Origin of the sequence: Capnocytophaga sp. oral taxon 323, from assembly GCF_001278825.1 — a bacterium.
In the GTDB taxonomy this organism is placed as follows: Bacteria; Bacteroidota; Bacteroidia; order Flavobacteriales; family Flavobacteriaceae; genus Capnocytophaga; species Capnocytophaga ochracea.
The window spans coordinates 1592888-1607005 of the sequence record NZ_CP012589.1 but is presented as its reverse complement, the minus strand read 5'-3'; the positions used below and the strand labels follow the sequence as shown (position 1 = coordinate 1607005).

General features: G+C 41.5%; 8 protein-coding genes. 2 read left to right on the top strand and 6 right to left on the bottom strand.

What is annotated here, in order from left to right; genetic code table 11:
* Positions 1 to 381: 381 nt before the first annotated feature.
* The gene (locus AM608_RS06885) at positions 382 to 1548 is read left to right on the top strand and encodes a cell division protein FtsB (RefSeq protein WP_053581208.1); all 1167 of its coding nucleotides are present in this window, start codon (positions 382 to 384) and stop codon (positions 1546 to 1548) included.
* A 206-nt stretch (positions 1549 to 1754) separates the two neighbouring features.
* On the opposite strand, the gene AM608_RS06880 is transcribed toward AM608_RS06885, so the two are convergent.
* The 6 genes from AM608_RS06880 to AM608_RS06855 form a co-directional block, all read right to left on the bottom strand.
* Positions 1755 to 4046: a TonB-dependent receptor gene (locus AM608_RS06880; RefSeq protein WP_053581207.1), complete on the bottom strand. Its 2292-nt coding sequence runs from the start codon at positions 4044 to 4046 to the stop codon at positions 1755 to 1757.
* Positions 4047 to 4844: 798 nt separating this feature from the next.
* Positions 4845 to 7109, bottom strand: coding sequence for an NADP-dependent malic enzyme (locus tag AM608_RS06875; RefSeq protein WP_053581206.1), 2265 nt, complete (start codon positions 7107 to 7109; stop codon positions 4845 to 4847).
* A 145-nt stretch (positions 7110 to 7254) separates the two neighbouring features.
* Positions 7255 to 7782 (bottom strand): hypothetical protein, encoded by a 528-nt coding sequence (locus AM608_RS06870; RefSeq protein ID WP_053581205.1) that lies wholly within the window; start codon positions 7780 to 7782, stop codon positions 7255 to 7257.
* A 255-nt stretch (positions 7783 to 8037) separates the two neighbouring features.
* A complete protein-coding gene (locus tag AM608_RS06865) occupies positions 8038 to 8913 on the bottom strand; it encodes a hypothetical protein (RefSeq protein ID WP_053581204.1) in 876 nt (291 codons plus the stop codon).
* 71 nt (positions 8914 to 8984) lie between these two features.
* A complete protein-coding gene (feoB, locus tag AM608_RS06860) occupies positions 8985 to 11147 on the bottom strand; it encodes a ferrous iron transport protein B (RefSeq protein WP_053581203.1) in 2163 nt (720 codons plus the stop codon).
* A gap of 132 nt (positions 11148 to 11279) precedes the next feature.
* Positions 11280 to 11528: a FeoA family protein gene (locus AM608_RS06855; protein ID WP_009417090.1), complete on the bottom strand. Its 249-nt coding sequence runs from the start codon at positions 11526 to 11528 to the stop codon at positions 11280 to 11282.
* A 1045-nt stretch (positions 11529 to 12573) separates the two neighbouring features.
* Here AM608_RS06855 and AM608_RS06850 point away from each other — a divergent pair.
* The gene (locus AM608_RS06850) at positions 12574 to 14082 is read left to right on the top strand and encodes a GH3 auxin-responsive promoter family protein (RefSeq protein WP_053581202.1); all 1509 of its coding nucleotides are present in this window, start codon (positions 12574 to 12576) and stop codon (positions 14080 to 14082) included.
* Positions 14083 to 14118: the final 36 nt, after the last annotated feature.

Genomic DNA, 14118 nt, shown 5'->3' with positions numbered 1-14118 from the left:
GCTTATAGAGAGCTTATAGGAAGCTTATACGAATCTTGGAAGATTGGTATAGGAAGAGTATGTAAATAGTTGATTCATACCATAATACAACAAGGCTAAAAATGCTAAAAACGAGGTTTCGAGGCGAAAGAAATCGCTCCTTATAAAGGAGCTGAGGTATTGCGGAGTGCTTTGAAAGTAGGGAAGTATAACTATACCATTTTTATAAAAAAGGCGACTCAAAAATGAGTCGCTTTTTTGATTCTCGGCTATGAGCTCTCATTGACTTCCTCGCTACCCTCAGCTGTTCTCATTTCTAACAACTAACTACTAATGAATAAAATTTGCTGATTAACAATTTATTATTACTTTTGCATCTAAATTCATAAAATATTACATTCAATGAAAAAAATTTTATTCAGTATCGCAGCAATAGCAATGCTTGTAGGCTGTGGCAGTAAAGACGATGATACTCCTCCTAATGGCGGTAATGGTACTACTACTCCTACTACCCAAAGTGACTATTTGCCTGCTAAAAAAGTAAGAACAATTACTTGTAACTTTATTATAGTGGAAATAGACTATACAGGTGGTGCTCCTGCCCCTTCTCTTGAAAGTACCTTAGAACCCTCTCTCAATGGTCAAAAATTTGTAGCAAAAACTTTGAACTTTGCTTATGAATACGATGAAAAAGGAAGAATCAAAAAGATTACTAGAAAGGAAGAGGGCAAAAGTGATAATGTAAAAACATTTATTTATGGAGATAGCTCTGTGAAAATAACTTTTCCCAATGAAGATACAGGGGGTGTAGAAAATTTTGAAGTAGGACTCAATGCCGCTGGTAATATGTTAGGTTTAGGAACTTACGACAGCAAGGAACGATTGACAAATGTTCCAAAAATAGGGGATTTTGAGTGGACAAATGACAATTTGACTAAGATTAGTGAAAAGAGAAATTGGGACGGTAAAATTACCACCTTTGAAAATCAGCTTTCTTATAACAACAACTTGAACAAAAATAAGTTTTTGTTGTACAACTTTGAAGGGGATATCGTGGGTAGTTATATGCAGTATTTTGACTTTCGAATAGGTTGGATACAAGGTGTGGCTCCTAAGAACTTGTTACAACAAATGGTTTTAACAAAAGATGGCACGGCTTTAAATTATACTCATAACTATACTTATACTTTTGACAACGACGGTTTTGTAAAGACTATCAACGAAACCCGAAATGCAAGAGCTGGTAGTAATACAGGTCTTGGTTATTTTACTGATGCTGATTATTTAACAAAATTGAACACACTTATTACTAACATTCAAAATGGTACTGAGAAAAGCAGAAAGTATCGATTGGTAAGTGATAAAGACGATGAAAAAGTGTTTGATATTATTATCCCTATAAAAGTAGAGAAAGATAAGAACGGTAAAACTATCAACTTAACAGTGAATAAAGTAGCTCGCCACACTTTCAAATTTAAAACTGAAAATGGAAAACAAGTGTTAGATAGAGTTGATATTAGCGTAGATTATAACAGTGATATGACTACTACTTATCAGTTGAATTACTAATTGTAACAAAGTTTCCAATACACAAAATAAAAAAAGCGACTCCTTTTCGAGTCGCTTTTTTGTATCTTAGAAGAGTGTTTGTAACCCTCTGCAAAAACAATATAAATATAACTATTCGTTTATTTAACTTTGCCAAAGTGTGAAACTTTGGCAAAGGTCGTAGCACGACACGCTATTAGAAAATTTGGTAAGGTTGATAACGAATACTAAATCTTCACTTTCAAACCTACAAACACGGTGCGAGGTAGCGAAGGACCATAGATGTAATCGGCGTCGCGTTCAGCACCTTTGTCGAAATCTTTTTGATATTGGTTGAAGAGGTTTTTGATACCACAACTTACTTCTAAGGGGAAAAAGCTCGGGAATTTAAATTCATAAGCGGTGTTCACACCTACGTCCCACATTGCGGGAGTAGTCTCCAAACGCGTATCAGGAATATAGCCTTTTAAGTGAGTGGTTTTCATACTTCCTGTATATACAGTTACAAAGTTGATATCCCAATTAGGGCGTGGTTTATAGGTTGCCATCAGGTTGCCATACACACTTGGTGTGCGGAGAATTTCATCGGTATAGACGTTTTCTTCGGGGTTTTGCACACTATTGTATTTAGAACTTTGGATAGTGGTGGCGAGCTGTACCATAAATTTGGGATTCGGGCTGTACTTCACTTCTATATTTACTCCCTTCACTACGGCACCATCGGAATTGCGTTTCTCACGGATAGGCAATCCGTTTTCTAAACCTGCATCTTCGTAAGTAAAGCGGTCGTGCAAAGCCGTGTAAAAGCCTTCGAGCATCACTACAAACTGGTGAGTGTCGTGAGCGTGGTTATATTCAAAAGAAGCGGTAAAGCTATCGGAGGTCTCTTTTTTAAGATTATCGGCGAGTTTTACGCGTCGTGCTTCACCTCCTTGCAATTCGCTGTGTACATCTTCTGAATAGAAGAAAGGCGCTCTAAATCCTCTTGAATACGAACCCCGAGCAATGAAATTCTCATCGATATTGTAGAGCACGCTCGCACGAGGGTTGAGTGCTGTAACGCTTTTCTTCATTATATCGGAATTGACATTGTCGAATCGGACACCTCCGAGCACTTTGATTTTGGGAGAGATACGCCAATCGGCTTGAGTGAAGAGACCAAATGTATTCGCTTTTTGGTTTACGGCAAGCACATTAGGATTCTGACGCTTTTCGGCTATCTTGTCGTATTGATATTCGGCGCCCGACGTCCATTGCAAATTGCCGTTGCCCGTAGGCACATAAGCCGTATGCTGTCCGCCGAGTAACCATATGTTTTCTTTAGTAACCCCATAGTTGCCAGAAGACGCTACTATATCAGTACCGTCGAAACTGCCGTAATAGTTATCGGCGCGAGTGCGTTCGGCACTGGTATAGGCGGTGAACTTATGGTTATAAGCAGGCGAAAAGTAGTCGAAACTTGCATTCCCTCCAAGCATTTGAGTGCGAATGCTCTCGGCAAGGTCGGCAAGGTGTTCGGGTTCGTCGAGTTTATTACCTCCGCGACGGTTTTCGTTGCTCACGTTCAGTTCGGCGGTGAGCTTATGACGGTCGGTGAAATCATTAAAGAGTTTCGCACCCGCATTAAGGTTGCGCAAACGAGTGATTTCGGTAAAGTCATCGCCATTATCGTCGTAAGACTGACGTGTGCGTTGCATAGCGTGGAAAGAGATACCGCGCATATAATTCTCACTCACGAGAGAGCCATTGAAGGAGCTTACCACATCGCCTGATTTACCGCCTATGAGATTGCCCACAATACCTGCTTGCGCCTCGTTTTTAGTAGGGTTTTTAGTAATCACGTTGATAGTACCGGCAATGGCATTAGAGCCAAAAAGCGCTGAGCCACCTCCACGAATCACCTCTATGCGCTCAATCATATTGGCAGGGATTTGGTCTAAGCCATACACACCATTAAGCGAGCCAAAGATAGGACGGCTATCGATGAGAATTTGGGAATAAGCACCCTCCAAACCGTTGATGCGCACTTGGGAAGTACCACAGTTCTGGCAGTTTACTTCGGTGCGCAAACCCGGTTGGAATACCAGACCTTCCATCAAGGTATGGGCTTTGACGTTTGCCAGTTCGCGATTGGTAGTAACACTCACCAATACAGGTGCGTCCTTACGGTTTTCTTTGGTTTTGGTAGCTGTTACGACCACTTCTTCCATTCCGACCACATCTTCTTTGAGAGAGACATCTTGAGAGAGAGTCTCTTCTCCTGTGATTACAACTTTATCGTTATAAGGAATATACCCCAACGAACGCACTTTTAGCCTATATTCGCCAGCGGGTAAGGAAAGAGAATACTGACCATTGCGGTCGGAGGTTGTCCATTTTTTGAAGGTTTTACCTTCGAGTTGAACAGTTACGGCTTCTAAGGGTTGACCCTCTGCCGTGATAGTACCTTTGATAGTACCTTCCTGAGAGAAACTCAAAATACTAAAAGCTAAAGAGATAGCTAATAAAAAAGTTTTCATATATTACTAATATCATTATTTTGGGGCAAAGGTAGTATATTTTTAGATTATACGAAAACAAATTAAAAATTATTTTTAGGTTTATGTAAAAATAATTAAAGGGAGAGCATTAAAGGCTGAAAATCAACAGTAGTTGTTTACGTTTTGCGAAATACATCTTGTGTGCGGTTACATCTATGTTAGCCGATTATAAACATTCCTCCCTATTCACATACTCAGCTACGCCAGCTCGCTGACTTCCTTCAAAGGGGGAAGTAGCGATGCTTATCATACACGAAGAACATAACTCTTAATAAAACAATATACTATTTTTCTTCAACTCTTAATTCGCTTTGTACATATCGAATTGAGATATAGTTGACAATTTTGCGCAGTTACTCTGTGAGACCTCTGACGGACTTTAAATAAATTTTAAACGGAACTACAGTGGGTTTTCAGTGGCTCTACAGTGGCTCTACAGTGGCTCTACAACGATGGTTAATAAAATTATAATCGAACATTAATTAAGCTTATGGTGCTGCTATCTGCTCATATCAGTCGTTTTATAGGTTAGAATTGTCGGATATAAAATAAGTAACGTGAGCTGGAGGAAAAATGCTTGGGGTGGGATATGTGAGAGATAGTGAAAGAAAGGTGGTTTATTGCCCCAAGTAAGTAAAAATATTAAAGGTAGCAATATGATTACTAAGTAATAAAAAAAGGCTGTTCAATATGTATTGAACAGCCTTTTTTATAATATGAAAACAACATTTTTTTATTGTTTATATAACTTCGCAGTAATTGTTTGTGCGACTCGTACTATTTTTGTTGAGCGTCAATTACTGCAAGGGTAGCGAGATTTACCATTTCGTCGACAGTAGAACCGATAGTGGTGATGTGAATGGGTTTAGAAAGACCTAAAATCACAGGACCTATGGTGTCTAAGTGTTGGGTTTCCTTGAGGAGCTTGTAACTGATGTTTGCCGCTTCGAGATTAGGGAAGATGAGTACATTAGCCCCTTTGCCCTTGTTGAGCTTAGAGAACGGATAGTTCTTAGCAATCTTCTCAGGATTGAGAGCAAAATCGGCTTGGATTTCACCATCGACTACTAAATCGGGGTGGTGCTTGTGGAGGTAAGCTACTGCCTGACGCACTTTCAGGCTACTTTCGGATACTGCCGAACCAAAGTTAGAATACGACAACATCGCTACCGAAGGTTTTAAGCCGAAGAACTTCACGGCACGTGCGGTAAGCAAGGCGATGTTAGCCAACTCTTCGGCAGTAGGGTCGATATTGATAGTAGCATCTGAAAGGAATAAAGGACCCTGTTTGGTGAGCATAATACTGGTGGCAGCGATACGCTCTACACCTTCGTCCTTTTTAATGATTTCGAGTGCCGGACGAATGGCATTAGGATAAGCGTGAGAGTAACCGGTAATCATTGCATCGGCTTGACCGGTTTCTACGAGCATCGTACCAAAGTAATTGCGTTCTCGCATTAGGCGTTCGGCTACTTCGTAGGTGATACCACGGCGTTCGCGCAGTTTCCAATAATGCTTTACAAACTTCTCACGACGTGCTTTTTCGGCATCACTTTTAGGGTCGATTACATCTACACGACCGGAGAAACCTATTTCGTATTTGAGCGCTTTTATCACTTCTTTATTACCCAAAAGCACAGGAATACCGATACCATCTTCATAAATGCGTTGAGCAGCTTTAAGCACTTCCAATTGGTCGGCTTCAGCAAATACTACGCGTTTAGGATTTCGTTTGGCACGGTCTTGCAATAGGCGTATTTCTTTGCTACCTACACCAATTCTGTCCATTAGTTCGCCTTTGTAGGCTTCCCAGTTGGTAATAGGCTTTTGTGCTACTCCTGATTCCATAGCGGCTTTGGCAATAGCGGGCGGTACTTCGTATATCAAGCGAGGGTCGAACGGCTTAGGAATAATATAGTTACGACCAAAGGTGAGATTTTCACCTCCGTATACCAAACTTACTTGCTGAGGTACAGTTTTCTTGGCAAGATCAGCGATAGCACGTACCGCAGCGAGTTTCATCTCTTCGTTGATTTTAGTAGCGCGAACGTCCAACGCTCCGCGGAAGATATAAGGGAAACCGAGCACGTTGTTCACTTGGTTAGGGAAGTCGGAGCGACCTGTTGCCATAATGATATCTTTGCGGGTTTGGATAGCCAAATCGTAATCGATTTCAGGAACAGGGTTTGCCATTGCAAATACAATAGCGTCCTTATTCATAGAGAGCAACATCTCGGGGGTGAGGACATCTCCCTTAGAAAGACCGATGAACACATCAGAACCTTTTACCGCTTCTTCGAGAGTGCGGAGGTTGCGGTCGGTAGCAAATTCGGCTTTTTGTTCGGTGAGGTTAGGCGCGTCTTTACGAATCACACCCTTACTGTCGCACATTACGATGTTCTTAGGGTTCGCACCCAAAGCCACGTACAAGCGTGTACAAGAGATAGCGGCGGCTCCTGCGCCGTTTACTACTATCTGCGCTTTGGCAATGTCCTTACCTACAATTTCTAAAGCATTGACAAGGGCTGCTGCCGAGATGATAGCTGTACCGTGCTGGTCGTCGTGCATTACAGGGATATCCAATTCCTCTTTTAGGCGACGTTCGATCTCGAAAGCCTCAGGTGCTTTGATGTCTTCGAGGTTGATACCCCCAAAGGTAGGAGCAATAGCTTTTACGGTTTCTACGAACTTATCGACATCAGTAGCATCTACTTCGATGTCGAACACATCGATACCTGCAAATATTTTGAAGAGCAAACCCTTTCCTTCCATTACAGGTTTAGAGGCTTCAGCACCTATATCGCCTAAACCGAGCACGGCAGTACCGTTGGAAATTACGGCTACGAGGTTGCTCTTGGCAGTATACTTATAGGCGTTGCTTTTATCTTCGGCAATTGCCAAGCAAGGTTCGGCTACTCCAGGAGAGTAAGCCAACGCGAGGTCGTGTTGTGTAGAATGTTTTTTGGTAGGCACAATAGCGATTTTACCAGGTTGTGGAAACTCGTGATAATGTAGTGCCTCTTCTTTTTTTCTTTGATCCATTTGATTTAGGTAAGAGGTAAGAGGTAAGAGGTAACGGCATTTGTTACCTAATTACGTGTTACCTATTATTTGTTTAGGGGGCAAAGGTAATAAATAATTACGAATGACGAATGAGGAATAGTGAGAAAGTTATTTAATTTAGTTTTTATATGGTCATTTTAGTAATTTTCTTTGCTTCAATGGTAACGCTATCGCCTAATTGTAAGGCATTTTTATACCAATATTTTTTAGGGCTGTCTTCACTATCCATACACTCGGTAGCTACAAAATCTACAAATATTTCACACTTGTCTTTATCATTTAGCAACGTAGCAATCAAATGAATACTTCCTTTCCTTATATAGGCAGAAAGCACCTCTTCTCGAACTGTCACTTCAAGACCTATGTTTGAAGGGACTTTGACAAAATTTTCTCTATTAGCTCTATTTTGAAGAGAAGTCGCAATTTCATTACTACTAAGTTCTATAACTTTTACAGTAATGGTATTGTTTATAGGTAATTCCTCATCTAACCAAACTGTATGGCTGTCAGTCTCTTTATCGTATCCTCCAAAATTAATAGCTAAATAATTTCGGTCATCTAAAGCTAACCGATCTATAATAACAGAGATAACTCCATCTTGAATTCCTCCTACAAGAGATTTTTTATTAATGATAACTTCAAATCCTATCATTGGCAATTCTAATTTCTTTGTACAATACAATTCTATGGTTTATTATTCATTATTTAGGGCATACATAACCAATACCTAACCAGACATTACTGTCTTTAACATCTATTTCCACAAAAAAGAGGAAAAGGAAGGGTGGGTTAGTTAACTTCCTTCAATCATTTTGTTATCTCTGTTTTCATTGAACTTTTCAAGGGCTTGCACATATTGAGTCACACCAACTTTCCTCACCGCAAAACTATTTGGTTGGTATTCTGTTTATTTCTTCATCATCTTTGCTGAAAATATAAAAATAAGCAGTACAATCACTCCCATTACCCACCAAAGAAGTTGCTGATGAGATTTTTCGGCAGGAGTGGAAGATGCTTTTATAGAAGAGCTTTCTGTTTTGGGTTGTTTGAGCACTTCACCATATTGCAATTCGGTGAGTTGTTTGGGGATATCGGTTATGAAGTGCTCTATATCATATTCGGGAGTATAATCATCTTCTTTGCCATAAGCTAAATAATAGGTGCGATTAGGGTCTAAAAAACGAGCTGCCAAGGTATAACGTATTGCATACACTACGACTTCGCTAATAGGAAGAGGCTCGTTATCTCCGTTTTCTATTATTATTTGTCCGTATTTCACAAGAATATTATCAAAGGAGAAGGTATTATTGGTTTTAGAACTAAGAGGCGCTTCTCTTAAATCGTAAGAACAATAACTATCACAACGCTTTTGCGCATACGATTCGGTAACAGAAGTAGCGAGATTTAGCTTCCTGTAATAATCATAAGAGGCTTGAGGGACAACGCGTATCTTACAGATACGAAGAGCCTGAGGCAGACTGAAGTTTATGTAACTGCATTTGGTTTCTTTACTGTTTATTACTGAGAAATTGACCTTGTGTTTTACGATGTTATTAGTGTCGATTACTGTATAAGGGACTTCGATGGTATCAGTAGCCGATACGCCATAAATACGGAGGTCTGTGCCATAACTTTGGAATTGTGCAAAGGTGTGGTCGGGTAGAATAAGCTTATGCCAAGTGTTCGCCTTTACACCTTTCAGTTCTTGCTTATAGGTGTAAGAAGAGAGTTGTGCATAAGTTGTAGCAGTTAGGAGTGTAAAGAGCAAAAGAAAGCGTTTCATATCATTGCTTATTAAAATATCTGTGCAAAGATAGTCTGTTTTAACTAAAAAAGCAAATGTTTTTTAGGTTATTACCACAGTTTTGCCACCAAAAAACACACTACTATGCCATATAGTACGGGCAAGAGTGTAGCAATGAGCGTCCATTTCTTGCTATGGGTTTCTTTGTATATCGTGTAGATAGTAGTACTACAAGGATTATGTAACAAGCTGAAGAGCATTAGGTTTACGGCGGTGAGGAGCGTCCAACCCCCAGCGTGTAGCAAAGTACCTACTTGAGAGGTTGAGGCTTCCATCAGTACACCTGCCCCCTCGCCTACTGCTGTTTGCCCTAAGACCATAGTGGTGAGCATCAGCACGGTGGGAATGACGATTTCGTTGGCTGGAATGGCAACGATATAGGCAAGCAGGATTACGCCGTTTAAGCCTATAAACACGCCTATGGGGTTTAACCCTTGAATGAGCCAGAGAGCAATGGGCTGGTGAGCTATTTGGAGATTGCATATCAGCCATATTACTGCTCCCGCAGGCGCAGCAAATACAACAGCGCGCCAGAGTACGATAAGGGTTCTATCGATAAGCGATGTGTAGAGCGTTTGGAAGAAGCGCGGTGGACGATAGGGAGGCAACTCCAATACAAAGAACGACGATTCGCCTTTGAGAAGTGTCTTGCTCAACAGCCACGAGGTAAAAAATGAAAAGACAATCCCCAACACGGCTATGCCTATGACAGCAAGCATTGCTACTGTATCGCTCCACTGCTTGGGCACTAAAGCCCCGATGAACAATGTAGCGATGAGTATTTGGGTAGGCCAACGACCGTTGCAAAGCGAAAAGTTATTGGTGATAATAGCAATGAGTTTTTCACGCGGACTGTTGATAATACGCGTTGCTACCACTCCTGCGGCATTACAACCAAAGCCCATACTCATTGTGAGGGCTTGCTTGCCGTGAGCGCCTGCTGTGCGAAAGAGCTTATCGAGATTAAAAGCTACACGAGGTAGGTAGCCAAAGTCTTCGAGGAGGGTGAACAGCGGAAAGAATATAGCCATTGGAGGCAACATCACTGAAATGACCCATACCGTAGCCAAGTACATTCCATCGATAAGGAAACCGCTGAGCCACCAAGGGAAATGCAAGGCATTCGCTCCATTTTTCAAGAGCGGATAGAGCCACCCTACAAATAAATCGGAGAGCCATTGCGAAGGGTAATTAGCCCCGATAATGGTAATCCACAGCACACCTGCCAAGAGCAGAAACATAATAGGGAAACCCCAAATTTTATGTGTTACGATTTTATCTATTGCGCGGTCGATGCGGAAAGAGCGCGCAGTAAAATCGGTACTGACGGAGGCATTGGTAAGAGCAGTAGCTTGGGCGTAGATTGCTTCTACCAAATCGTTGCGGTACGTATCGCCTAAGAGATGATGATATTCTTCGGCAATACGCAAGATACGCGCCTGCCTTTCGGGGTTATTTTCAGCAGAAAAAGCTCCTTCTTCTATACCTTTTTGTACGCTCTCATCGCCTTCGATGAGTCGCATTGAGAGCCAACGTGTATTTGGTAAATCGGGATTTAGTTCAGAAAGTGCCTTCTGTAACTCAGCAATGGCTTCGGCATTTTGCTTAGGAAGGTCGATAAAGGTTTGTTTTTTCGTTTGGAATTTACCCCTTACCACTTCTTCGATAGCAAAGAGCAAATCGGCGATACCTTCTTTGGTACGTGCAGATGTTGCCACTACCGGAATGCCTAAATCGCGTGAAAGGGTGCGTGTATCGATATTGATGTGATGCCGGCGCGCCTCGTCCATCAGGTTGAGACAAAGCACTGCTTTATCGGTGATTTCGAGTATTTGAAGCGCCAAACTGAGGTTGCGTTCTAAACGACTTGCATCTACTACGATGACTGTTACATCGGGTTTGCCAAAGAGAATAAAGTCGCGCGCTACTTCTTCGTCTTCGGAAGTAGAAAGCAGAGAGTAGGTGCCAGGTAGGTCGATGATGCGGTATCGTTGTTTATGGAATGAGAAACTGCCTTCGGCACGTGTTACGGTTTTACCAGGCCAGTTGCCGGTGTGTTGGCGCAAGCCGGTAAGAGCGTTGAAAACGGTGCTTTTGCCGGTATTAGGATTCCCTGCGAGGGCAATGGTATAGTTATAAGTGCCTGCCTCTTCGCCTAAGGGTTTTAGGGAAGCGGAGGGGTTGAGGGCACAAATATCGCAAGTGTTTTTCATAGTTGTATAACAAGCCGAACGCTTGTTTGATTTGTTTATATTTATTTTTTCTTATTTACGAAGATTATCAACTTTGCCAAAGGTGTGAGCCACACAGGCAAAAACTTTGGTAAAGTGTAGCACACCTGACACCTAACCCCTATCCCCTGCCACCTGAATCAGCACACAGAGGGCATCGGTTTTGCGAAGGGCGATTTGGGTGTTGTGAATGCTATACGCAACGGGGTCGGATAGGGGACTGACGTTTTCTATCTTGATTTTTGACCCGCGTACGAAACCTAAGTCGAGCAAGCGTTGCCTTACTTCTTGTCGGCATTCAGGGATAAATCCGGTAATGACAGCGGTTTGTCCTATTTTCAGTGAGGCTAAGGTAATGGTCATATAAGCGTTTGTATTATTAAAATATATTTTTAGACAAGCAAAATTACAAACTTTTATTGAATTGACAAAATTATTTTAGGTTTTTAGGTTTGAGGTCTTAGGACATAGGCCTTAGGCACTAGGAATGGCGATGCAAAAGCGATGAGCGGAAAATGAGAAAATTAGAAAATTAGAAAATGAGGAAATGAGGGAATTAGAGAATGAGAAAATGAGGGAATTAGAGAATGAGAAAATGAGGGAATTGGTAAATGGGGTGTGAGGTTGAGTTAGAGGAATGAGGCTGTGCCTCAGAAATTAAACAAAATTTAAACAAAATTAAGGCTGCGCCTTGTAAAGTAACTTTTTGAAACATCAACTTTGGCAAAGGTCGTAGCACGACAGGCGATTAACTTTGCCAAAGTGTGCACCTCAAAAACGATAGATTGGGGTTATTAGGAAGATTCGGAAGATATCGGAGAAGAACGGAAGAGAGGTGAGAGGAATTTTGATGAAAAAAGGGTGTAAGATGGGTGGGGTTAGCTTATAGAGAGCTTATAGGAAGCTTATACGAATCTTGGACGATTGGTATAGGAAGGGTATATAAGTAATTGACTCATAGTATAATACAGTGATGCAAAAAATGACAAAAACGGGGTTTCGAGGCGAAAGAAAAGGGAATAGGCACTAGGCCTTAGGGCATAGGCAATAGGGGGGAGTATGATGGAAAAGGGAAGAAATGACGAATGACGAGAGACGAATGACGAAGGAAATGTGATGAAAATCTCTTGCTGGCTATCTTCAAAGGGGCAATTAGAGACGGGGAAAGTTGTTTGACGGGGCGGATAGGGGAGGAGGATATTTATGGAATGGACTTTTGTTATCGGGGGAAAGATAGTGCTTAGGGGAGGGTTGCTTGCTGATTATTGAAAAGAATAAGATGTTTAACTTGCAGAAAGACAACAAACCGGCGGAGAAAAGTTACTTTTGTAACTTAATTGTAATAGTAGTTTCTTGTTAGTTCAGAAATAATTATTACTTTTGTCACTTGTAATTTGTTATACAGGATATGCCATTAGCTTTATTCAATTCTATTACTTCGTGGTTTTTAAAACGCCGTATTGACCAAATACAAGAGTTTGTAGAGCACCCACATAAGGTGCAAGAACGTGTGCTTTTGGAGCTTCTTGATGCTGCCAAAGACACTGAACTCGGCAAACTATATAACTTTGCTGAGGTGAAAAACTATGAGCAATTCAGTAGAAATACACCATTAGTTTCTTATGAAGTCTTTGAGCCTTACGTAGAAAGGGCAAGACGAGGGGAGCGAAATGTGTTTTGGCATACGCCGATAAAATGGTTTGCCAAGAGCAGTGGGACTACTAACGCTAAGAGTAAGTTTATTCCGGTAAGTGAGGAGGCACTGCAATTGTGCCATTACAAATCGGGGAAAGATATGCTGTGCTTATACCTAAATAACAACGAGGATTCGAATCTGTTTAAGGGCAAGAGTTTGCGACTGGGAGGGAGCAAGCAACTGTATGAACAAAACGGTACTTATTTTGGGGATTTATCGGCAATTTTGATTGAAAACCTGCCTTTTTGGGCAGAATGGAGTTGTACCCCCAGCAACAAAGTATCGCTGATGAGTGAATGGGAGAGTAAGTTACAAGCGATTGTCAAAGAAGCGAAAACAGAGAATGTGACTAGTATTGCGGGGGTTCCTTCGTGGATGTTAGTGCTTTTGAATCGGATTTTAGAAGAAACCCAAAAGGAACATCTTTTGGAGTTGTGGCCAAACTTAGAAGTATACTTTCACGGAGGGGTGAGCTTTATACCGTATCGCGAGCAGTATAAGCATATTATTCCTTCGGATAGTTTTCGTTATTACGAAATATACAACGCCTCCGAAGGGTTCTTTGCGATTCAAGACCGCAACAATTCGGACGAGATGTTGTTAATGCTCGACTACGGGATTTTCTATGAGTTTATACCGATGGAGACTTTTGGTACTGCGGAGCAAAAGGCAATTCCGCTGAGTGAGGTGGAAATAGGAAAGAACTATGCGATGGTGATTACTACTAATGCCGGTTTGTGGCGCTATATGATAGGAGATACGGTAAGGTTTACTTCGGTAGTGCCTTATAGGATTAAGATTACGGGTCGTACCAAGCACTTTATTAATGTATTTGGAGAAGAGCTCATTGTAGAGAATGCCGAGCGCGCCTTAGAAAAGGCTTGTGAGCAGACTAATAGTCACTTGATAGACTACACGGTTGCGCCTATATTTATGCAAGACAAGCTGAAAGGAGGGCACGAATGGGTAATAGAGTTTGATGCACCTCCTGAGAGTTTGGAGCAATTTACCGAGATATTAGACCGCGAACTGCAAAAACTTAACTCGGATTACGAAGCTAAACGCTACAACAATATGACGCTGAATATGCCCAAAGTGCACAAGGCTCGCACGGGGCTTTTTCACGACTGGCTCAAACACAAGGATAAGCTTGGCGGGCAAAACAAAGTACCCCGACTCTCGAACAGCAGGGAGTACGTGGAGGAGTTATTAAATTTATAATGAAATTAAAAGTAGAAAGGCTACCCAATAGGGTAG

Excerpts from the sequence above, each read along its gene's own strand:
- AM608_RS06885 (WP_053581208.1), top strand. The coding sequence starts at position 382 with ATGAAAAAAATTTTATTCAGTATCGCAGCAATAGCAATGCTTGTAGGC.
- AM608_RS06880 (WP_053581207.1), bottom strand. The coding sequence starts at position 4,046 with ATGAAAACTTTTTTATTAGCTATCTCTTTAGCTTTTAGTATTTTGAGT.
- AM608_RS06875 (WP_053581206.1), bottom strand. The coding sequence starts at position 7,109 with ATGGATCAAAGAAAAAAAGAAGAGGCACTACATTATCACGAGTTTCCA.
- AM608_RS06870 (WP_053581205.1), bottom strand. The coding sequence starts at position 7,782 with ATGATAGGATTTGAAGTTATCATTAATAAAAAATCTCTTGTAGGAGGA.
- AM608_RS06865 (WP_053581204.1), bottom strand. The coding sequence starts at position 8,913 with ATGAAACGCTTTCTTTTGCTCTTTACACTCCTAACTGCTACAACTTAT.
- feoB (WP_053581203.1), bottom strand. The coding sequence starts at position 11,147 with ATGAAAAACACTTGCGATATTTGTGCCCTCAACCCCTCCGCTTCCCTA.
- AM608_RS06855 (WP_009417090.1), bottom strand. The coding sequence starts at position 11,528 with ATGACCATTACCTTAGCCTCACTGAAAATAGGACAAACCGCTGTCATT.
- AM608_RS06850 (WP_053581202.1), top strand. The coding sequence starts at position 12,574 with ATGCCATTAGCTTTATTCAATTCTATTACTTCGTGGTTTTTAAAACGC.